The sequence below is a fragment of the Campylobacter concisus genome (assembly GCF_050447445.1).
GTDB lineage: Bacteria > Campylobacterota > Campylobacteria > Campylobacterales > Campylobacteraceae > Campylobacter_A > Campylobacter_A concisus_BI.
Window position 1 is genome coordinate 127,099 of the sequence record NZ_JALMFW010000001.1, and the last position, 19,969, is coordinate 147,067.

Below are 19,969 nucleotides of genomic sequence, written 5' to 3' on the forward strand. Positions count from 1 at the left end.
TTTAGGCAAAAAATAGGCTGATTTATAAAAATTTTTGATATTATGGCGGACATTACAAATAAAAAATCACAAAAACAAAAAGCTTTGAGGTCATGAAAAAAATAGTTTTTTTACGTATCAATCCAAATGCAGTCGGTGGTGCCGAACGCTATTTAAGAAGGCTTACCAAAGCCTTAAAAGACGTAGGCATAGACACATCTATACGCTCATATCTAGGAGAGGCTAGGATCTCGTCATGGAAAAAGGCTTTGAGATATAACGCACAAGTAAAACGCCAGAAACAAAGCGATGAGGTATATTTTAGCTTGGAGCGAGTAAGCTGTGCAGATATTTACAGAGCAGGGGATGGCGTGCATAAAATTTATCGTGCTACAAAGCCATTTTGGTGGGTTAATCCTCTAAATTTTGTCTATCCATATTTAGAAAAACGTTGCTTTAAAAATTCTAAAAAGATAATCGCAAATTCAAACTACATAAAAGAGCAAATCATTTCGGCCTATGGTATCGACGAGTCGAAGATTGTTACTATCTACAACGGTATAAATTTGCCACAAAAAGTGGAAAAAGGAGAAGCAAAACTTAGCGTATGCGAAGAATTTGGACTCGATTACAATTTACCAATTGTGCTTTTTGTCGGAAATGGCTTTAAGAGAAAAGGAGCAAAGGACTTTTTGCTTCTTGTCTCAAAGCTAAAAACACCAGTAAATGCGCTAATAGTAGGCAAAGATAAAAATTTAAATTCATATAAGAAGCTAGCAAAAAAGCTAAAGATAAAGGCATTTTTTACAGGTGAGCAAAAAATGACTGCAAAATTTTATGAAGCAAGTGATATTTTTATATTTCCAACGCACTACGAACCATTTTCAAATGTCGTTCTAGAGGCACTTAGCTTTAAAAATATTGTCTTTACAACGGCTCAAAATGGGGCAGCTGAAATTTTAGAAAATCGTTTTATCATGCGTGAACCAAATGATGAAAGTATACTGGAGCTAGTGGAGCAGGTACTTAATGATAATGAGATGATGAGAGAGCTGCAAGAGAAGTCATTTTTACTTTCACAAAAATTTAGTATAGAAGAAAATGCAAGCAAAACTCTTGAAATCATAAACGAAGTGCTAAATTTGGAGCAAAAGTGAGAGTGTTTATAGAGCTTCCAACTTGGCTTGGAGACGCTGTGATGGCGAGTGCAGCGATAGAAAATTTAAGTAAAAATGCTAAAAATATTGTATTTTTTGGCTCTTATGTGGCCTGTGAGCTTTACAAATCACATCCAAAGTGCGAAAAAGTAGTTATTGACGATAGTAAAAAGCAAAGCTCAAGATATTTAAGCCTTATAAAAACAGCTAGAAAGCTTGGAAAATTTGATATCGCTATTAGCTTTAGAAGCTCATTTGCTAGTAAATTTTTGCTATTTTTTCTAAAAGCAACGCAAAAATTTTGCTTTAAAAAGAGTAGCGAGAGCTTGCATCAGGTGCAGAAATACCTAAATTTCATAAAGCAATGCCTAAATTTAAAAGAAATTTCAAACGAACTAAAAATTTATTATGAAGTCAAAAAAAGCGAGCAAAAGCTCCTCGTGCTAAATCCAGGTGCTAGCTACGGAAGTGCCAAAAGGTGGTATCCGCACTATTTTGCAGAGGTTGCACTTCATTTTAAAGATGAATTTGATGTAAAGATCACTGGCTCAAAAGCTGAGCTTGAAATTTGCAATGAAATCGAGCAGATACTCTTACAAAATGGTATGAAATGTGAAAATTTGGCTGGAAAAACAAGCATAAAAGAGCTTTGTGAACTAATAGGCTCTATAAAAAATGGTATCTTTTTGACAAATGATAGTGGTCCTATGCATATTGCAGCCGCCTATAAAGTACCACTTGTGGCTCTTTTTGGACCGACTAAATTTAAAGAGACTAGCCCATGGAAAGATGAGAGTGCAAAGATAGTGCATTTAAATTTAGAGTGTATGCCATGCATGAAGCGAGTGTGTCCTATAAAAACACATGCCTGTATGAAGGATCTTACGCCAAAAATGGTCATCACTGAAATAGAGCTACTAAGAAAAAAATTAAATTTTTGAAATTCTAAACATAATTAAATATATACATACAAAATTAAAAATTTTAGTTTTTATTTGATTACATTTTTACTAAATATTTGACATTGGTTATCAATATAGCTATAATCACGCAAAAATTTTTACTAAGAAGGTATTATGGAGCTAATTAAACATCACATTGATCATGTAATTATTGCGATTTTAGGCATTATGAGTTTTTTTGTACTTTGGTATACGATTGAGCGTATTATTTTTTATTCACGCGTTGATATAAAAGGCTACAAAAGTATCGAAGCGCTTGAAGAAGCACTAACCAAAAATTTAACCACGCTTTACATTATCTACTCAAATGCACCATATGTAGGACTTCTTGGTACAGTTGCTGGAATTATGATCACATTTTATGATATGGGTATGGCAGGCGGAATCGATACTAAAAGTATAATGGTCGGCCTCTCTCTTGCGCTAAAAGCAACTGCTTTTGGACTACTTGTGGCGATACCAACGTTGATGATTTACAATGGTTTTGTCAGAAAAGTAGATGTAATGCTAAATAGATACAAGGCTGAAAATGCGTTTAAATAAAAAAGATGGGTTAAATATTGTCCCATTTATTGATATTATGCTTGTTTTGCTTGCTATTGTGCTTAGTATTTCGACTTTTATTGCTCAAGGCAAGATAGCTATTGATCTTCCAAGTGCAAACAGTGCTGAGCAAAGTAAAGAGGACGATAAAAAGGTAAGCGTAGTAATTGATAAGGATAATAAATTTTTTATAGATGATGTAGAAATTTCTGAGAACGAACTCAAAGATAAGCTAAATGCGGTTGATATAAAGACATTAATCGAACTAAAAAGCGATAAAAATTCGAAATTTGATAGCTTTGTCAAAGTAATTGATATGTTAAAAGAGAAGGGCCACGAAAATTTTGCAATCCAAACAATCTCTGAATAAAATTTCAAATTACAGCGGCTTAGCTGTTTCGCTTATAGTGCATGGAGCAGCAGTATATTTTTTGCTTTCACATAATTTTGATGAGATAAAAATAGGTGAGCAAAAACCGATAAAAATAGCCCTTAATTCATTTACTCCAGTGCCACAAGTCTCAGCACCTCAAATAGCGGAGCAAATGCTTATACCAGAGCCAACTCCACCAGCTCCACCGCCACCACCAGAGCCACCAAAACCTGAGCCAAAGCCAGAACCAAAACCTGAACCTAAAAAGGTGGAGAAACCAAAGCGTGAAATAAAAAAGGTAGAGCCTAAAAAAGAGAAAAAAATAGAGCCCAAGCCTGAACCGGTAATTGCTCAGCCAGTGCAGCCTATTGTACCGCCAGCTAGTGTAAATACAAATTTGCCAGCCAATAACAAGTCTATCGCTGCGGCTCCAGTTCAAAATGTAACACCTGAGCTAAATTTATCAAATTCACAAGGTGATGAAGATTTTACGAAGGTTATAATCGCAGTTAAGAGACATAAAAGTTACCCAAATAATGCTAGACGTATGAAGCATCAAGGTGTTGTAGAAGTTAGGTTTTTACTCAAGCAAGACGGCAGCATAGATGAACTTAAAGTTAGTAAAAGCTCTGGTTTTGAGTCGCTTGATAATGGTGCTTTAGAAAATATTCAAAGAGCAAGTTCTGAGTTTCCAAAGCCTAAACAAGATCGTTATCTGCGCTTTCCTATTTCATATACACTAAAATAAATTACAAGCTTATTTAAGCTCGTAATTTATTTGCTTTGTAGAATTTCTTTTGTATTTCAAGTCAAAATAGAAAAACATAACTTATTTTATTTAAAAAAGTGTGTATTTTAAACTTGCTTTAAATATTAAACATGTATAATCTGACTTTCTTTAACGAGTGGTTGGATAGCTCAGTCGGTAGAGCAGCAGACTGAAAATCTGCGTGTCGGCAGTTCGATTCTGCCTCTAACCACCATTACCTTTCTTTAAACATCAATCATTTTCTCTTGGTTCTTTTAAATTTAAAATATAACAATGCTATTTTCATTTTATATATTCTAAGACAAATAAAATCTTCAAGATCAAATAAAAAATTTGCAAGAGATAATCTTATAAATTTTATCCTAAATAAGCCTTATTAATCAAAATGTTATATTTGTATCAAATCATCCTTAAAATATAAGTTTAATCTAAATCCATAAGAGATATAATCTTGATTAAATTTATATTAACTTAGGAGGTTTCATGGATTTTCTCATGAATTTAAGTGAAGGCATGCAGTTTGCTATCCAGCTTCTCATTGTCCTTATCTGTTTGTTCTACGGAGCTAAAAAAGGCGGTATCGCACTTGGTATGCTGGGCGGTATCGGTCTTATAGTTCTTGTTTTTGGATTTAATATCGAGCCTGGTAAGCCAGCTATTGATGTTATGCTAACTATCCTTGCTGTTGTTGTGGCAAGTGCTACGCTTCAAGCCAGTGGTGGCCTTGATGTTATGCTTCAAATAGCAGAAACCATACTTAGAAAAAATCCAAAATACGTAAGTATCTTGGCTCCTTTTGTGACATGTACGCTTACTATTTTATGCGGCACTGGACACGTTGTTTATACCGTGCTTCCTATCGTTTATGATATCGCTATCAAAAATGGCATCCGCCCAGAGCGACCAATGGCCGCAAGCTCTATTGCTTCACAAATGGGCATCATAGCTAGTCCAGTTTCAGTTGCTGTTGTAACTCTTACAAGCTTTCTTATTAATGCTAAAACTCACCTAGCTGGCTTTGATGGGTATTTGGATCTTTTAAAGATTACGATTCCATCAACATTTTGCGGTGTTTTAGTGGTAGGAATTTTTAGCTGGTTTAGAGGTAAAGATCTTGATAAAGACGAAGTCTTTCAAGCAAAGCTTCAAGATCCTGAGTTTAAAAAATATGTTTATGGTGATAGTGCGACACTTTTGGGCAAAAAGCTTCCTGGCTACCAATGGGCTGCGATGTGGATATTTTTAGGCTCTATCCTTGTAGTTGCGCTTCTTGGATATTTTAAAGATCTTCGTCCAAGCTGGACTACTTACAAAGACGCAACGGTCGTTCAAGTAATAGCCAACCTCCCAACTGAGCAAAAAGTCTTAAAAACCTTAAAAATAAAAGACGCTAGCATCCAAACAGAGGCGGCTGAGCTAAAAGTAGCAAACGATAAGCTAAATGCCAATCAAAAAGCTCAATCAGTCAAAATCATCGGCAAAGATGCAAATCAAACTCTTACTCGCACAGCTGATGGTGCAGTAACATATATAAATGAAAAAGGCGCAAAAGAAGAATTCCAAGGTGCTTACATCAATATAAGTAACAAACAAGCATCTTCAAAGAGCCTAAGCATGGTTCATGTTATACAAATTTTCATGCTTTTAACTGGTGCTATCATCTTAATCTTTACACCAACAGATGCTAGCAAGATCGGTAAAAACGAGATATTTAGATCAGGTATGATCGCTCTTGTTGCAGTATTTGGCATCTCTTGGATGGCTGAGACTATGTTTGCAGTGCACACTCCGATGATGAAAGAGGCGCTAGGAAGCATCGTAAAAGAGCACCCTTGGACTTATGCGGTTATGCTCTTGATTATCTCAAAATTTGTAAATTCTCAAGCTGCAGCCTTGGTTGCATTTGTGCCATTAGCATTAAATATTGATGTTAATCCTGCTATCATTCTAGCCTTTGCACCAGCTTGCTACGGATACTACATCCTGCCAACATATCCAAGCGACCTTGCAGCTATTCAGTTTGATAGAAGCGGTACGACACATATTGGTAAATTTGTTATCAATCACAGCTTTATCATTCCGGGTCTTATTGGTGTTATATCCTCTTGTATATTTGGCTATATTTTTGCAACTGCTTTTGGATATCTATAATAGATAAAATCTCTTGCTGCTAGTAATTTCTAGTGGCAAGAGTAGAATTTATCAAAGCTTATCTTTAAATTTTTGTTTATTGCTCATATAAACGAAGCTTAGCACCTCGGCTACGGCTCTAAAAAGATGTGCTGGTATCGTATCATCGACTTCACAAATTTTATAAAGCTCTCTTGCGAGTGGTGGATTTTCATAAATTTGCACACCATTTTCAACGGCTATTTTTTTGATTTGCAGTGCTAAAAAATCAACACCTTTGGCAAGTATTATCGGCGCATCGTCGCGACTTTTATCATATCTTATCGCCACGGCGTAGTGAGTAGGGTTTGTGATGACTACGTCAGCTTGTGGGATATTTTGCATCATTCGACGCTTGGCTGCACGCATTTGGGCTTGACGAATTCTGCCTTTTACCTGCGGATCTCCTTCCATTTGCTTATACTCATCTTTTATCTCTTGCTTGCTCATACGAAGGTCTTTAAAATATTGAAAGCGCACGATAAGAAGGTCGATAAGTCCGATCACGAAAAGTATAAAAAGCATGACACTAACAAGAATAATGAGCTTTTCTTTTAGCCAAGCAAGCTGATCAAACATAGAAAAAAAGAGCGTGTGCGGTAGCTCCTTTATAAACTGCAAGAAAAAATAAAATCCAACACCAAAGACGATGCTAACTTTTAGCACGATTTTAATACTGTCTATCACTTTTTTCATCGAGAATAAATTTTTTAGCCCTTTTAGCGGATTTATCTTGCCAAAATTTGGCATTATGGGTTTTGTGGTAAAGATAAATCCAAACTGCATTACATTTGCGATGACACCAGCGATCGCCACACAGATACAAACTGGAAGTATCATAGGAAGCGACCTTGCAAAGGTATTTACAACGATCATTTTTACAGTTGGCAAGGTAAGTGGCTGACCGATAAATTTTGAATAGTATATATAAAGTGAGATGATCTGTTCTTTCATAAAATTTAGCATCGTAAGTAGTACGCCAATAGCAATAACTAGGGTCACGAACCCAGCTAGATCCTGACTTTTGGGGACGTTGCCGTCCTTTTTGGCATCTTCTATCTTTTTGGGGGTTGCTTCTTCGGTTTTTTCCTGATCTTCGCCTGCCATCTTTATCCTAAGCTTGCTTAAATTTGAGCGATTATAGCCAAAATGCGGTTAAACTATCCGCAAAGCCACCTTTTTGCACGTGGAAAATTAGGCCTTTTTGGTTAAAATTAGCAAAAATAAGGAAACACAAAATGCCATTTTTAGAAGGCTTATTCAACATTTTCAAAGCCAAAAAACCACCAAAAAGCGATGAAGAGCTACTTTTAGACGAGTATGCAAGTATTTACGCCCAAATAAAAGAGAAAAATTTAAACAAATACGACTTTTTATGTGAGCTCATACGATTACTCTCTTTTTCAAGAGCTAGAGATTACGACTTTTATCTTGAAAAGTGCCTAACTGAGGGCGACGCCGAGGCACTAAATGATCTCATTTTTCAATACGCTAAGCTAAATTTACTCCCAGGATGTAGCGGTGGATACGATCAGTGTGAGAGGCTCATACCAGCATTTTTTGATATCGCTTGCGGCGACACAGATAGTATGGCAAGGATCTTTCCAAAAGGCTTGCCACCTAGCAAAAACGGCTATAAATTTCTATGCGTCATGCATGATTTGCTCACGGCAATGCTTTGGCAAGATGAAAATTTACTCGCCCCTGCCCTAGAAAAGGCTCACACCTTTGCAGAGTCTAAAAGGCCAGCAAATGAAAGAGAAGCGGTTAAGTTTGTGCTTGCCCTGCATGAAAAAGATACGGCTGCTATGAGCGAGCATTTGCAGAAATTTTGCTCCACATTTGGCAGGACAGATGTGCCCAAATTTGAAAAATGCCTCTACATCTTTGCGCATGGACTTCACGCTTTGGCGCGTTACTTTTTGCCATTTGATCTTTTTAAAGAGATAAAGCTTCCAAAGAATAAAAATTTTAGTAAATTTTACGCGCAAAGGCTTTTTCAAAGTGAAATTCCTAAGCCAAAACTCTATTTTACTTTGCCGCCTGAGTTTGAACTGATAAATGTGATCTTAAATGCGCCAGTAGTCAAAACACTGATATATCAGCCTTATTTGCCAAATGATAAGACATTTTTTATGGATCACGATGCGATGATTAGAAATTTAGCCGACGAGATCATAAATCAGGAGCATTAAAGTAGAATTTATAAACTTTTGGCTAATATTCACACCTTGCAACCAACAAAGCTCCATAAATCTTTTGCAAAAAAGTGCTTTTTGGTCTTACCAAATTTTAGAAAGGTAGAGTATGTCAAAATACGCTATATTTAAGCATGGCGGTAAGCAATATCGTGTTAGCGAGGGCGAGTACCTTAAGCTAGATCACTTTAGTGCTGAAGCTAAATCAACCGTTGAGATTACAGAAGTTTTAGCTGTAAATGACGGCGAAGTAAAGGTAGGTGCGCCATTTGTGAAGGGTGCAAAAGTTGTTCTTGAGGTCGTTAATGAAGGCAAAGACAAAAAAGTAGTTATCTACAAAAAACGCAGACGTAAAGACTCAAAACTAAAACGCGGCTTTAGAAGACAATTTACACGTGTAAAAGTCGTAAGTATCGCAGCTTAAGGAGATAAGATATGGCACATAAAAAAGGTCAGGGTTCAACCCAAAATAACCGTGATAGTATCGGACGCCGATTAGGTGTTAAAAAATTTGGTGGTGAGTTCGTTCGTGCTGGAAATATAATCATCCGCCAAAGAGGAACAGCAACTCACGCTGGAAATAACGTAGGTCTTGGCAAAGACCACACAATTTTTGCATTAGTCGATGGCTTTGTAAAATTTGAAAGACTTGATAAAAACAGAAAAAAAGTATCTGTTTATCCAGCTGCATAATCTCAGGGGCAATCGCCCCCTTTCTTTCTTAAAATTATTCAAAAATCAAAATTTTTATTTAGTGTTTAGAATTTTTCAAATAGCTATTTGAGAGAAATTTTAAATCAACCATAACTTTATATTTTAGGCTTCATACTGATTATCTTTGCTTTATTTTAGACAAGATATTACGATTTAATTTCAGTAAAGTTGGATATAATCCAAATAAAAAATTTAAGGTAAAAAATGTTTATAGATAGTGCAAGATTGACTCTAAGTTCGGGGCATGGTGGAGCTGGAGCTGTGAGTTTTCGCCGTGAAAAACACATCATTTTAGGTGGTCCTGATGGCGGAGATGGCGGAGATGGCGGAGATGTTTATTTTGTTTGTGACAACAATACCCATACTTTAGCAAATTATAAGGGTAAAAGAGCCATGAAGGCTGGCAATGGTGAAGCTGGCATGGGCAAGCGAATGACTGGCAAAAAGGGCGAAAATTTAGAACTCATAGTCCCTCCTGGCACAGCTGTTTATGACGCGCAGACAAATGAACTACTCTGTGATATAGTTAGCGAGGGCCAAAAGACGCTATTTTTAAAGGGCGGTAAAGGCGGACTCGGAAATTTTCACTTTAAAAGCTCTATCAACCAAGCTCCAGAATACGCACAAAAAGGCATGCCTGAAGAGAGCATTGAAGTAAGGCTCGAGTTAAAGCTCATCGCTGATGTTGGTTTGGTGGGCTTTCCAAATGTCGGTAAATCAACGCTTATTTCAACAGTATCAAATGCCAAACCACAGATCGCAAACTACGAATTTACAACGCTTACGCCAAAGCTTGGCCTTGTTGAGGTCGATGAGTTTAGTGGCTTTGTCATGGCTGACATTCCTGGTATTATCGAGGGGGCGAGCGATGGACGCGGTTTGGGCGTTAAATTTCTAAAACATATCGAGCGAAATAAAATTTTACTTTTCATGATAGACGGAGCAAACTATAGAGGTATGAGCGAGCAGTTTAGTGTGCTAAAAGAAGAAGTCGCTAAATTTTCAAGCGTACTTGCTAGCAGGGACTATGCTATCGCTATCACCAGAGTCGATGCGGCGGAAAATTTAGATGAAAATATAAAAGAATTTATGAAATTTTTAAAGCTAAAGCCAGAGCAAAACGGTAAATTTATCTACAAACAAGATTTACTCAGCTTTGATCATTCAAAGCCATATTTCATTTTGCCGATCTCATCAGCGACAAACGAGAACATAGATGAGCTTAAATTTGCACTTCTTGAGCTACTTAAAAATGAGCTTTGAGTTGCGACTTTTTAGTGCTTTGGGCATAGAAATTTGAGAGTATAAAATGAAGAAAATTTTTTGCATTATGCTATTTTGTCTTGGTGTATATAGCTGTGATCCAGCGGATCCGGTGTATATGTTTTTGGATTACAATGACATAGATCGCGACGGCACGCTAAATTTAGATGAGTGGGTAACATGCAAAGCGCCCCAAGCTCTAAAAATAGCGCCAGATCTATGCACAAGGCAGGAATTTAAGAGGCTTGATACAAACCGCAACGGCAAAATTAGCCTTGATGAGCTAGGAAGTTTATTGTTTCAAAAGATTGATTGGAAAGAAGATCCGTGCGCTTTTTGGCAGCCGGATAGCAAAAACGTAGATCAAAACAAAAGCATTGCTAAATAGTGTGCTAAATTTAAAGGAAAGTGATGAATGTGGTTTTTATGGGGACGCCTGATTATGCGGTTAGGATACTTAGGCACCTAAAAGAAGCTGGCTTTAATATAAAAGCGGTCTTTACCCAGCCTGATAAGCCAGTTGGCAGAAAGCAAATTTTAACTCCAAGTGATGTTAAAATTTACGTGCAAAACGAGCTAGCAGGCGTACCAGTCTTTACCCCAAATACGCTAAAGGATGAGGCGGTGGTTGCCGAGCTAAAGGCATTTGAGCCTAAATTTATTGTAGTAGCGGCTTATGGCAAAATTTTGCCTCAAAGCGTGCTTGACGTGGCAACTTGCATAAATTTGCACGCTTCGATCTTACCAAAATATAGAGGTGCGAGCCCTATACAAAGCGCGGTCCTAGCAGGCGAGAAGCAAACTGGCGTTACTGCAATGCTAATGGACGCTGGCCTTGATACTGGCGATATGCTGGACTTCATCTACACACCTTGCGAGAGTAAGATGTCAAGCGAACTTTTTAGTGAGCTAGGCGAGCTTGGCGGTGAGCTAATAGTAAAAGTGCTAAGAAATTTTGAAAATTTAAAACCACAAAAGCAAGACGACGCACTGGCCACGCACTGCAAAAAGATAAGTAAAAGCGACGGACTTTTTAGTTTTGAGGAAGATGCAGGGCAAATTTATAATAAATTTCGTGCGCTCACACCTTGGCCGGGGCTTTATTTAGCAAGCGGTCTAAAAATTTTATCGCTTGAGTTAAGCGAAAAAAGTGGCAAAAGTGGAGAAATTTTAAGCGTAGAAAAAGATCACGTTGTGGTTGCTTGCAATAGTGGGGCGGTCAAAATTTACGAGCTTCAAGAGCCAAGTAAAAAGCCAACAAACGCAAAAGCATATATAAATGGCAAGCGTCTTAGTGTTGGCGATGAATTAAAATAAATTTAAAGTTTAAAGGAGCGGTTATGAAAAATGCGCTAAGTATAGCAGGTGTTGATCCAAGCGGTGGAGCTGGGGTTTTAGCTGATATAAAGGTATTTATAGCACACGGCGTATATGCGATGGGAGCGATCACAGCGGTCACTGCTCAAAATACAAAGGGTATCTTTGGCATGCAGCTAGTTGATACTAAGCTAATCGAGGATCAGATAAGAGCGATATTTGATGATATAAGAGTTGATGTTATAAAAATAGGCGTTGTCCCAAGCGTTGAGATCATCAAAAGCGTCGCAAAAACGCTAAGAGAGATCAAAAATTTACCGCCAGTCGTGCTTGATCCTGTAATGAGCTGTAAAAATGGCGACATCTGGCTAGAGGGTGCTGCAAAAGATGCGATCGTGGAGGAGCTTTTCCCACTTGCAAGCGTGATCACGCCAAATATCTTTGAAGCACGCGAAATTTTAAAGCGTGAGCTAAAGGGCGAGAGCGAGCTAAAAGAGGCTTGCAAGGAGCTTTTGAAATTTGGCACAAAGAGCGTCTATCTAAAGTGTGGCGAGCTTGATGGCAAGTCGCTTGATATATTTTATGATGGCAGTGAATATGAAATTTTTAGCGACGAGCGCATAAAAACTACTGCGACTCACGGCTCAGGCTGCTCGCTATCAAGTGCGATAGCATCAAATTTAGCAAGTGGTCTTAGTCTAAAAGATAGCGTGAAAAACGCACATGATTATATCTTTAATGCTATTAAAAACGCAGTTATTATCGGCGGCGGACAAAATCCGGTAAATCACTTCTATAAATTTAAGGTGTGATTTGAAGGTTGAGTTTATCCAAAGCCTGCCTTCGACGCAGGAATTTTTGATAGAAGCCCTAAAAAACGGCGAGATAAAGCCTCCACATATGGTCGTGGCGTACAATCAAACAAAAGGGGTCGGTAGCCGCGGCAACAGTTGGGAGGGGCTTGGCGGAAATTTATTTATGTCATTTTGCATAAGCGAAGATGAGCTGCCAAGCGACATACCTCCGCCCTCGATCTCGATATATTTTTCTATGTTGATGCGTGAAGTCTTGAGTGAGCTTGGCTCAAAGTGCTGGCTAAAATGGCCAAATGACTTTTATGTGGACGAGCGTAAAATAGGCGGCACTTTGACAAATAAAGTGGATGAAATTTACATTTGTGGCATGGGGATAAATTTAGATAGCGCGCCCGAAAATGCGGGCATTTTGGATATAAAAACTAGCGTAGATGAGCTAGTTTGGGGCTTTGTTAGCATGCTTGATAAAAAGATTTTATGGAAGCCAATTTTTAGCAAATTTAGGATAGACTTTTGCAAGTCAAAAGGTTTTATTACGCATATTGCAAATAGAGCTGTTTCGCTTCAGGATGCTGAAATTTGCGATGATGGAGCGATATTATTAAATGGGGAAAAGGTATATTCGTTAAGATGAGCGAGATAATAACAATAGCTAACCAAAAAGGCGGCGTTGGTAAGACCACAACGGCCGTAAATTTAGCCGCATCACTGGCGGTTGCTGAAAAAAAAGTATTATTAATAGACATCGATCCGCAGGCAAACGCGACAACCGGACTTGGTTTTAGCAGAAGTGACTATGAGTTTAACATCTATCACGTCTTAACAGATAGAAAAAAGCTCTCGCAAATCGTATTAAAAACTGAGATCCCAACACTTTTTTTAGCTCCGTCAAATATAGGACTTGTCGGCATTGAGCAAGAATTTAACGATCAAAATAAGGATTATAAACTAATCCTTAAAAATAAAATTTCAGAAGTTGTAAACGATTATGATTTTATCATCATCGATAGTCCTCCGGCACTTGGTAGCATTACGATAAATGCTCTTAGTGCAAGTGATAGTGTTATCATCCCGATTCAATGTGAATTTTATGCACTTGAGGGGCTAGCGCAGATCCTAAATACAGTCAAGATTATTAAAAAAACGATAAATCCAAAGCTAAATATAAAAGGCTTTTTACCGACCATGTTTAGTTCGCAAAATAATCTCTCAAAAGAGACAATTGCAAATTTAAAGCAGCATTTTGAAAATAAGCTCTTTAAGAGTAAGGACAGCAAAGAGGAATTTGTGGTCGTTCCAAGAAATGTGAAACTTGCTGAAAGCCCAAGTTTTGGTAAGCCAGTGATACTTTATGATATAAAATCACCAGGCTCGATCGCATATCAAAATTTGGCATATTGTATTTTAAACTAAAAAATAAGGAAAAAAATGGCTAAAAAAGGTGGATTAGGGCGTGGACTTAGTGCGATACTTGAAGATGTAGAGCAGGCCTACAGCAAAGAGATTGCAAATTTAAACGACTCTGAGATAGTCGAAGAGATAAATATAGATGAAATTTTACCAAACCCATACCAGCCAAGAACGCATTTTGACGAAGAAGCTTTAAAAGAGCTAAGTGCCAGCATCAAAAGGCACGGATTGATCCAGCCAATAATCGTCATCAAAAAAGATGATGGCTATATGCTAATAGCCGGTGAGCGAAGATACCGCGCTACAAAGATGCTTGGAGCAAGCAAGATAAAGGCGATCATCGCTGACATCAAGTCTCAAAATTTAAGAGAGCTTGCGCTTATCGAAAATATTCAGCGTGAAAATTTAAATCCAATCGAACTTGCAAAGTCGTATAAAGAGCTTATAAATGAGTATAAGATCACACAAGACGGCTTAGCAAACATCATCCATAAGAGCAGAACTCAAATAACAAACACAATGAGACTTCTGCTTCTTAGCGACTATACACAAAAACTTTTACAAGAAGATAAGCTTACACAAGGTCACGCTAAAGTTATAGTTGGGCTTAGCACCGAAGAAGAAAAGATGGTTGTTGATACGATCATCGGTCAAAAGTTAAGCGTTAGAGACACAGAAATTTTAGTAAAAAAGATAAAAAACAAGGAAGAGATAAAAGACAAAAAACCAAAAATTTCTGAGGAAATGAGTAAAAAACTATCAAATTTACAAGAAATTTTTAAAAATTTAAAGATAAAGACAAAAGTAAAATCTGGCAATCTAGTTTTAGAATTTAATAATATTTCACAGGTGGAAGAATTTATTTCTAGGCTAAAATAGAATTACAAATTTATTTTTATTTTTAGTAATTTATTGTAAAATCAGACTTTAATTTGAATATTAAATAAAACTTAATGATAAAATAAGGAGAGTGGATGTTAGAAATAGATGTGCCATTGATGCTTTTAACGGCTATCGTTTTCTTTGCCCTGATCGCCATTTTAAATCCCTTGCTATATAAGCCAATGCTCAAATTTATAGATGACAGAAATGCCTCTATAAAACATGACGAAGAGAGCACAAGCAAAAACGCAAGTGATCTAAGCGTTCATGAAAAAGAGATCGAAGAGATCATACAAAATGCAAGAGCAGAGGCTAACAAAATAAGACAAGAGGCCTTAAATTTGGCAAGAGAAGAGTCTTTAAAAGAGGTTAATGCTGTAAAAAGTAGCCTAGATGCTGACTATAATGAATTTCTAAACGCCTTAAGCTCTCAAAAAGATAGCCTAAAAGCAGACCTATCGGCTAAACTACCAGAACTTAGAGCTGCTTTAAATGCTAAACTCTCTAAAATATAAAGGAAATTTATGAAGATAAAAATTTTATTTTTTATAGCACTTCCATTTTTAGCATATGCGAGCGAGCATGGCGGAACAAACTATGATATAGTTGAGAGAACGCTAAACTTCTTACTTTTTTTTGGTATTTTGGTCTATTTTGCTGCTAAGCCACTTAGGGCTCTTTATCAAAGCAGGATTGATGGGATCGCAAATAAGCTTGAGAGTATCCAGGAAAAACTTCGTGACTCTAAAGCTAAAAAATATGATGCTCTAAAGCGTGTAGAAGAGGCCAAGCAAAATGCAAACGCTCTAATTGAAACTGCGAAAAAAGAGGCCGTAAATTTAGTTGCTAAAGTTAAAAAAGAGACCCAAAATGATATCACAAATATCGAAAAGGGTTACAAAGAGCAAAAAGAATTTGAAGAACGCAAGATGACAAAAGGCGTTGTAAATGAAATTTTGGGCGACATTTTCTCAAGCGATAGCCTAAAAGTCGATCAAAAAGAGCTTGTAAATATCATACTTAAAAAGGTTAGCTAATGAATGAAGTAGTAGCCAAAAAATATGTAAAAGCAATTCTGAGTGATGCAAAACCAGGTGAGCTAAATGCATTTATAGAAAATTTAGTTGAGCTAGCTGCCGCTTTTGGAAATGATAAATTTAAAAGTATCATAAGCTTGCCAACTTTAAAAGCAGCAAAAAAAGTTGAATTTATACTCTCTCTAGTGAAAAATTCAGATGCCAAATTTGCAAATTTTATAAAGCTTCTTGGTGTAAACAAAAGACTAGAGCTTATACCAGCGATCTTAAACGAGATGAAGATAGAGCAGTCTTTGCTTGAAAATACATATCGCGGCGAGGTCATTGGAAATTTTGATCTAAGCGCCGATCAGTTAAAAGCTCTAGAAGAGAATTTCTCTAAGAAATTTAACTCTAAGATCAAGCTTGATGGCTCAAAAAGTGATTACAATGGCGTAAAAGTTGAGTTGGATGATTTAGGCGTTGAGGTGAATTTCTCTATCGATAGACTAAAAAGTCAAATGAGTGAATATATATTAAAAGCAATTTAAAAAGGAGTGAAAGCGTGAGTGCAAAAATTAAAGCTGACGAAATTAGCACGATAATCAAAGAGCGTATTGAAAATTTTGATTTAAGTGTTGATGTAGAAGAGACCGGTAAAGTCATCTCAGTCGCTGATGGCGTTGCAAACGTTTACGGTTTGAAAAACGTTATGGCTGGCGAGATGGTTGAATTTGAAAGCGGCGAAAAAGGTATGGCTCTTAACCTTGAAGAGAGCAGTGTTGGTATAGTTATCCTTGGAAAAACTAGCGGTATCACAGAAGGAAGCTCTGTAAAAAGACTTAAAAAACTTCTACGCGTTCCAGTTGGTGACGCATTGATTGGCCGTGTTGTAAATTCACTCGGTGAGCCAATCGACGCAAAAGGACCAATCGAAGCTACTGAATCTCGCTTCGTCGAAGAAAAAGCAAAAGGTATCATGGCTAGAAAGAGCGTTCATGAGCCACTTCAAACAGGTATCAAAGCGATCGACGCACTTGTGCCAATCGGTAGAGGTCAAAGAGAGTTAATTATCGGCGACCGCCAAACTGGTAAAACAACAGTTGCGATAGATACTATCATCAATCAAAAAGGTCAAGACGTTGTTTGTATCTACGTAGCTATTGGACAAAAACAATCAACCGTTGCTCAAGTCGTTAAAAAACTTGAAGAGTACGGCGCTATGGACTACACAATAGTTGTAAATGCTGGTGCTGGCGATGCAGCTGCACTTCAATACCTTGCTCCATATGCTGGCGTAACAATGGGTGAATATTTTAGAGATAACTCTCGCCACGCGCTAATCATCTATGATGACTTGTCAAAACACGCGGTTGCTTACCGTGAGATGTCTTTGATCCTAAGAAGACCACCAGGCCGTGAAGCTTACCCAGGCGACGTTTTCTACCTTCACTCAAGACTTCTAGAAAGAGCAAGTAAACTAAATGATGCACTAGGTGCGGGATCTTTAACAGCTCTGCCTATTATCGAGACTCAAGCGGGCGACGTATCAGCTTATATTCCAACAAACGTTATTTCTATTACAGATGGTCAAATTTTCCTTGAGAGCGACCTATTTAACTCAGGTATCCGTCCAGCGATCAACGTTGGTCTTTCTGTTTCTCGTGTCGGTGGTGCAGCTCAGATTAAAGCTATCAAACAAGTTTCTGGTACGCTAAGACTAGACCTTGCCCAGTACCGTGAACTACAAGCATTTGCTCAGTTTGCAAGTGATCTTGACGAGAGCTCAAGAAAACAACTAGAGCGCGGTCAAAAGATGGTTGAAGTACTAAAACAACCTCCATATTCTCCGCTTCCAGTTGAGAATCAAGTAGTTATAATATTTGCTGGTGCTAAGGGTTACTTGGATGATGTTGCAACTACAAGCGTAACAAAATTTGAAGCTGAGCTATATCCATATATTGAGGCAAAGTATCCTGAAATTTTCGAGCAAATAAGAACTAAAAAGGTTCTTGACAAAGAAGTAGAAGAAAATTTACATAAAGCGTTGAAAGATTTTAAAGCGACTTTTGCCGCGAACTAGGGCTAAGATATGTCAAATTTAAAAGATATAAAACGAAAGATTAAGAGCGTCCAGAACACTCAAAAGACGACACGTGCGATGAAGCTTGTCTCAACAGCAAAGCTTCGAAAAGCCGAAGAGGCTGCACGCTATTCTAGAGTTTACGCACTTAAGATCAATGAGGTTTTATCAGAAATAGCTTATAAGATCAATCAATATGCATCAGTCATGACTGAGAGTAAATTTTTTAACACTACAAAGAGTGTAGAAAAGGTTGATATTATATTTGTGACGGCTGATAAAGGACTTTGCGGTGGTTTTAATGTTCAGACCATAAAGACAGTTAGGCGTATGATCGATGAGTTAAAGGCTAAAAAGATCAAAGTTAGACTAAGGGCTGTTGGTAAAAAAGGTATAGAATTTTTCAATTTCCAAGGCGTTGAACTACTTGAGACTTATGTCGGAGCCAGTTCATCACCTACATATGAAAAAGCTCAAAATATCATAAAAGATGCCATTGATGACTTTATGAACGGCACAACAGATAAAGTTGTGCTAATACACAATGGCTATAAAAATATGATCTCTCAAGAGATCAGAGTAAATGATATTGTGCCTATTGAGCCGTCTAAGATAGTTGCGGTTGAGACAAATTCTTTGATGGAATTTGAACCAGAAGACAACTATACTAAGATTATGGACGAGTTGCTTAATAAGTATTTTGAGTATAGCATGTATTATGCTTTGGTTGATTCTTTGGCTGCTGAACATAGTGCCAGAATGCAAGCTATGGATAATGCAACAAATAATGCTAAAGAGCGCGTAAAACAGTTAAATCTTGCTTACAATAAAGCAAGACAAGAGTCTATTACCACTGAGCTTATCGAGATCATCAGTGGTGTTGAATCAATGAAATAAAAGGAGTATGAATGAAGGGTGTTATTAGTCAAGTTATGGGCCCTGTGGTCGATGTTGACTTTAATGACTACTTGCCAAAGATCAATGAAGCTATCGAAGTTTTATTTGAGGTTGAGGGCAAGAAACATAAACTAATATTAGAAGTTGCTGCTCACCTAGGCGATAATAGAGTTAGAACTATTGCTATGGATATGAGTGAGGGCTTGACTCGTGGCCTTGAAGCTAAAGCGCTTGGTGCACCTATTAGTGTTCCAGTTGGCGAAAAAGTTTTGGGTAGAATTTTTAACGTAGTTGGCGATTTGATAGATGAGGGTGAAGGTATAAATTTTGATAAACATTGGTCTATTCACCGCGATCCTCCTCCGTTTGAAGAGCAAAGCACAAAAAGTGAAATTTTTGAAACTGGTATCAAGGTAGTCGACCTTCTAGCTCCTTACGCAAAGGGTGGTAAGGTCGGACTATTCGGCGGTGCTGGCGTTGGTAAAACGGTTATTATTATGGAGCTTATCCACAACGTTGCGTTTAAACACAGCGGTTATTCTGTGTTTGCAGGCGTTGGTGAGAGAACTCGTGAAGGAAACGACCTTTATCACGAAATGAAAGAAAGTAACGTTTTGGATAAAGTTGCCTTGTGCTACGGCCAAATGAACGAGCCACCAGGGGCAAGAAACCGTATCGCTCTAACAGGTCTTACAATGGCTGAGTATTTCCGCGACGAGATGGGACTTGACGTTTTGATGTTTATCGATAACATCTTCCGTTTCTCTCAATCAGGCGCAGAGATGTCAGCTCTACTAGGACGTATTCCATCGGCTGTTGGTTATCAGCCAACTCTTGCAAGTGAAATGGGTAAATTCCAAGAGAGAATTACATCAACTAAAAAAGGTTCGATCACATCAGTTCAAGCTGTCTATGTTCCAGCTGACGACCTTACTGACCCAGCACCTGCTACTGTTTTCGCTCACCTTGATGCTACAACAGTTCTTAATAGATCAATCGCAGAAAAAGGTATTTATCCAGCCGTTGATCCGCTTGATTCTACTTCAAGAATGCTTGATCCTCAAATTTTAGGAGCAGATCATTATAAAGTAGCTCGTGGTGTTCAAGCTGTACTTCAAAAGTATAAAGACCTTCAAGATATCATCGCTATCCTTGGTATGGACGAGCTTAGCGAGGAGGATAAGCTAATAGTTGATAGAGCAAGAAAGATCGAGAGATTCTTGTCTCAGCCATTCTTCGTTGCTGAAGTATTTACAGGTAGCCCTGGTAAATATGTAAGTCTTGACGAAAATATCGCTGGCTTTAAGGGAATTTTAGAAGGTAAATATGATCATTTGCCAGAAAATGCATTTTATATGGTCGGAAATATAGATGAGGCTTTGGCTAAAGCTGAGAAACTTAAGGCTTAAATTTAAAAAGGAA

At 37.6% G+C, this 19,969-nt stretch carries 23 protein-coding genes and 1 tRNA gene; 23 read left to right on the forward strand and 1 reads right to left on the reverse strand.

All coding sequences use genetic code 11. From position 1 onward, the window contains the following. The first annotated feature begins 92 nt into the window (after window positions 1–92). The 7 genes from MTT30_RS00595 to MTT30_RS00625 all read left to right on the forward strand — a co-directional run bounded on the left by MTT30_RS00595 (window position 93) and on the right by MTT30_RS00625 (window position 5,934). Complete coding sequence (locus MTT30_RS00595) at window positions 93–1,136, forward strand: glycosyltransferase family 4 protein (RefSeq protein WP_429800632.1); 1,044 nt, start codon at window positions 93–95, stop codon at window positions 1,134–1,136. Then, window positions 1,133–2,077 (forward strand): lipopolysaccharide heptosyltransferase II, encoded by a 945-nt coding sequence (gene waaF / locus MTT30_RS00600; RefSeq protein WP_429800633.1) that lies wholly within the window; start codon window positions 1,133–1,135, stop codon window positions 2,075–2,077. Before MTT30_RS00595 ends, waaF begins: the two co-directional genes overlap by 4 nt. A 135-nt stretch (window positions 2,078–2,212) precedes the next feature. Next, complete coding sequence (gene exbB, locus MTT30_RS00605; protein ID WP_429800634.1) at window positions 2,213–2,641, forward strand: TonB-system energizer ExbB; 429 nt, start codon at window positions 2,213–2,215, stop codon at window positions 2,639–2,641. Next, the gene (gene exbD, locus MTT30_RS00610; protein ID WP_429800635.1) at window positions 2,628–3,011 is read left to right on the forward strand and encodes a TonB system transport protein ExbD; all 384 of its coding nucleotides are present in this window, start codon (window positions 2,628–2,630) and stop codon (window positions 3,009–3,011) included. Before exbB ends, exbD begins: the two co-directional genes overlap by 14 nt. After that, window positions 2,986–3,762, forward strand: coding sequence for an energy transducer TonB (locus tag MTT30_RS00615; RefSeq protein WP_087584630.1), 777 nt, complete (start codon window positions 2,986–2,988; stop codon window positions 3,760–3,762). The genes exbD and MTT30_RS00615 overlap by 26 nt, the downstream gene beginning before the upstream one ends. A 159-nt stretch (window positions 3,763–3,921) precedes the next feature. After that, window positions 3,922–3,997: transfer RNA gene (locus MTT30_RS00620), tRNA-Phe, on the forward strand. Window positions 3,998–4,266: 269 nt separating this feature from the next. Continuing rightward, a complete protein-coding gene (locus MTT30_RS00625; protein WP_054196208.1) occupies window positions 4,267–5,934 on the forward strand; it encodes an anaerobic C4-dicarboxylate transporter in 1,668 nt (555 codons plus the stop codon). A 51-nt stretch (window positions 5,935–5,985) separates the two neighbouring features. Here MTT30_RS00625 and flhB read toward each other — a convergent pair whose 3' ends face one another. Then, window positions 5,986–7,059 (reverse strand): flagellar biosynthesis protein FlhB, encoded by a 1,074-nt coding sequence (gene flhB, locus MTT30_RS00630; protein ID WP_429800636.1) that lies wholly within the window; start codon window positions 7,057–7,059, stop codon window positions 5,986–5,988. A gap of 131 nt (window positions 7,060–7,190) precedes the next feature. Here flhB and MTT30_RS00635 point away from each other — a divergent pair, with 131 nt between their 5' ends. The 16 genes from MTT30_RS00635 (at window position 7,191) to atpD (ending at window position 19,956) form a co-directional block, all read left to right on the forward strand. Continuing rightward, window positions 7,191–8,147, forward strand: coding sequence for a hypothetical protein (locus MTT30_RS00635; protein ID WP_429800637.1), 957 nt, complete (start codon window positions 7,191–7,193; stop codon window positions 8,145–8,147). Window positions 8,148–8,259: 112 nt separating this feature from the next. After that, window positions 8,260–8,574: a 50S ribosomal protein L21 gene (gene rplU / locus MTT30_RS00640; RefSeq protein WP_021090648.1), complete on the forward strand. Its 315-nt coding sequence runs from the start codon at window positions 8,260–8,262 to the stop codon at window positions 8,572–8,574. 11 nt (window positions 8,575–8,585) lie between these two features. After that, on the forward strand, window positions 8,586–8,843 hold the full coding sequence (rpmA, locus tag MTT30_RS00645; RefSeq protein ID WP_002942569.1) for a 50S ribosomal protein L27: 258 nt from the start codon (window positions 8,586–8,588) through the stop codon (window positions 8,841–8,843). A 225-nt stretch (window positions 8,844–9,068) separates the two neighbouring features. Beyond that, on the forward strand, window positions 9,069–10,127 hold the full coding sequence (gene obgE / locus MTT30_RS00650; RefSeq protein ID WP_429800638.1) for a GTPase ObgE: 1,059 nt from the start codon (window positions 9,069–9,071) through the stop codon (window positions 10,125–10,127). A 46-nt stretch (window positions 10,128–10,173) separates the two neighbouring features. After that, window positions 10,174–10,515: a hypothetical protein gene (locus tag MTT30_RS00655; RefSeq protein ID WP_429800639.1), complete on the forward strand. Its 342-nt coding sequence runs from the start codon at window positions 10,174–10,176 to the stop codon at window positions 10,513–10,515. A gap of 23 nt (window positions 10,516–10,538) precedes the next feature. Next, window positions 10,539–11,444, forward strand: coding sequence for a methionyl-tRNA formyltransferase (gene fmt, locus MTT30_RS00660; RefSeq protein WP_429800640.1), 906 nt, complete (start codon window positions 10,539–10,541; stop codon window positions 11,442–11,444). A gap of 23 nt (window positions 11,445–11,467) precedes the next feature. Further along, entirely contained in the window at window positions 11,468–12,256 is a 789-nt protein-coding gene (gene thiD / locus MTT30_RS00665; RefSeq protein ID WP_429800641.1) for a bifunctional hydroxymethylpyrimidine kinase/phosphomethylpyrimidine kinase, read from the forward strand. A 1-nt stretch (window position 12,257) separates the two neighbouring features. Beyond that, the gene (locus MTT30_RS00670) at window positions 12,258–12,893 is read left to right on the forward strand and encodes a biotin--[acetyl-CoA-carboxylase] ligase (protein ID WP_429800642.1); all 636 of its coding nucleotides are present in this window, start codon (window positions 12,258–12,260) and stop codon (window positions 12,891–12,893) included. Further along, a complete protein-coding gene (locus tag MTT30_RS00675) occupies window positions 12,890–13,672 on the forward strand; it encodes a ParA family protein (protein WP_021090449.1) in 783 nt (260 codons plus the stop codon). Before MTT30_RS00670 ends, MTT30_RS00675 begins: the two co-directional genes overlap by 4 nt. A gap of 15 nt (window positions 13,673–13,687) precedes the next feature. Then, window positions 13,688–14,548: a ParB/RepB/Spo0J family partition protein gene (locus MTT30_RS00680; RefSeq protein ID WP_087579660.1), complete on the forward strand. Its 861-nt coding sequence runs from the start codon at window positions 13,688–13,690 to the stop codon at window positions 14,546–14,548. A 95-nt stretch (window positions 14,549–14,643) separates the two neighbouring features. Next, entirely contained in the window at window positions 14,644–15,066 is a 423-nt protein-coding gene (locus MTT30_RS00685; protein ID WP_429800643.1) for a FoF1 ATP synthase subunit B', read from the forward strand. Between the two features lie 9 nt (window positions 15,067–15,075). After that, window positions 15,076–15,588 carry a F0F1 ATP synthase subunit B gene (locus MTT30_RS00690; RefSeq protein WP_429800644.1) on the forward strand — a complete coding sequence of 171 codons (513 nt, stop codon included), beginning with the start codon at window positions 15,076–15,078 and terminating at the stop codon, window positions 15,586–15,588. Next, the gene (locus MTT30_RS00695) at window positions 15,588–16,118 is read left to right on the forward strand and encodes a F0F1 ATP synthase subunit delta (RefSeq protein WP_429800645.1); all 531 of its coding nucleotides are present in this window, start codon (window positions 15,588–15,590) and stop codon (window positions 16,116–16,118) included. Before MTT30_RS00690 ends, MTT30_RS00695 begins: the two co-directional genes overlap by 1 nt. Before the next feature lie 14 nt (window positions 16,119–16,132). Next, window positions 16,133–17,650, forward strand: a complete 1,518-nt coding sequence (gene atpA / locus MTT30_RS00700) for a F0F1 ATP synthase subunit alpha (protein WP_103640533.1) — start codon at window positions 16,133–16,135, stop codon at window positions 17,648–17,650. A gap of 9 nt (window positions 17,651–17,659) precedes the next feature. Further along, entirely contained in the window at window positions 17,660–18,547 is an 888-nt protein-coding gene (gene atpG, locus MTT30_RS00705; RefSeq protein ID WP_148821208.1) for an ATP synthase F1 subunit gamma, read from the forward strand. Between the two features lie 11 nt (window positions 18,548–18,558). Continuing rightward, window positions 18,559–19,956, forward strand: coding sequence for a F0F1 ATP synthase subunit beta (gene atpD / locus MTT30_RS00710; protein WP_429800646.1), 1,398 nt, complete (start codon window positions 18,559–18,561; stop codon window positions 19,954–19,956). The last annotated feature ends 13 nt before the right edge of the window (window positions 19,957–19,969 follow it).

Excerpts from the sequence above, each read along its gene's own strand:
- rpmA (WP_002942569.1), top strand. The coding sequence starts at position 8,586 with ATGGCACATAAAAAAGGTCAGGGTTCAACCCAAAATAACCGTGATAGT.
- flhB (WP_429800636.1), bottom strand. The coding sequence starts at position 7,059 with ATGGCAGGCGAAGATCAGGAAAAAACCGAAGAAGCAACCCCCAAAAAG.
- rplU (WP_021090648.1), top strand. The coding sequence starts at position 8,260 with ATGTCAAAATACGCTATATTTAAGCATGGCGGTAAGCAATATCGTGTT.
- MTT30_RS00635 (WP_429800637.1), top strand. The coding sequence starts at position 7,191 with ATGCCATTTTTAGAAGGCTTATTCAACATTTTCAAAGCCAAAAAACCA.
- MTT30_RS00690 (WP_429800644.1), top strand. The coding sequence starts at position 15,076 with ATGAAGATAAAAATTTTATTTTTTATAGCACTTCCATTTTTAGCATAT.
- atpG (WP_148821208.1), top strand. The coding sequence starts at position 17,660 with ATGTCAAATTTAAAAGATATAAAACGAAAGATTAAGAGCGTCCAGAAC.
- MTT30_RS00675 (WP_021090449.1), top strand. The coding sequence starts at position 12,890 with ATGAGCGAGATAATAACAATAGCTAACCAAAAAGGCGGCGTTGGTAAG.
- obgE (WP_429800638.1), top strand. The coding sequence starts at position 9,069 with ATGTTTATAGATAGTGCAAGATTGACTCTAAGTTCGGGGCATGGTGGA.
- exbD (WP_429800635.1), top strand. The coding sequence starts at position 2,628 with ATGCGTTTAAATAAAAAAGATGGGTTAAATATTGTCCCATTTATTGAT.
- MTT30_RS00685 (WP_429800643.1), top strand. The coding sequence starts at position 14,644 with ATGTTAGAAATAGATGTGCCATTGATGCTTTTAACGGCTATCGTTTTC.
- thiD (WP_429800641.1), top strand. The coding sequence starts at position 11,468 with ATGAAAAATGCGCTAAGTATAGCAGGTGTTGATCCAAGCGGTGGAGCT.
- MTT30_RS00625 (WP_054196208.1), top strand. The coding sequence starts at position 4,267 with ATGGATTTTCTCATGAATTTAAGTGAAGGCATGCAGTTTGCTATCCAG.
- fmt (WP_429800640.1), top strand. The coding sequence starts at position 10,539 with ATGAATGTGGTTTTTATGGGGACGCCTGATTATGCGGTTAGGATACTT.
- MTT30_RS00680 (WP_087579660.1), top strand. The coding sequence starts at position 13,688 with ATGGCTAAAAAAGGTGGATTAGGGCGTGGACTTAGTGCGATACTTGAA.
- atpD (WP_429800646.1), top strand. The coding sequence starts at position 18,559 with ATGAAGGGTGTTATTAGTCAAGTTATGGGCCCTGTGGTCGATGTTGAC.
- exbB (WP_429800634.1), top strand. The coding sequence starts at position 2,213 with ATGGAGCTAATTAAACATCACATTGATCATGTAATTATTGCGATTTTA.
- MTT30_RS00655 (WP_429800639.1), top strand. The coding sequence starts at position 10,174 with ATGAAGAAAATTTTTTGCATTATGCTATTTTGTCTTGGTGTATATAGC.
- MTT30_RS00695 (WP_429800645.1), top strand. The coding sequence starts at position 15,588 with ATGAATGAAGTAGTAGCCAAAAAATATGTAAAAGCAATTCTGAGTGAT.
- MTT30_RS00595 (WP_429800632.1), top strand. The coding sequence starts at position 93 with ATGAAAAAAATAGTTTTTTTACGTATCAATCCAAATGCAGTCGGTGGT.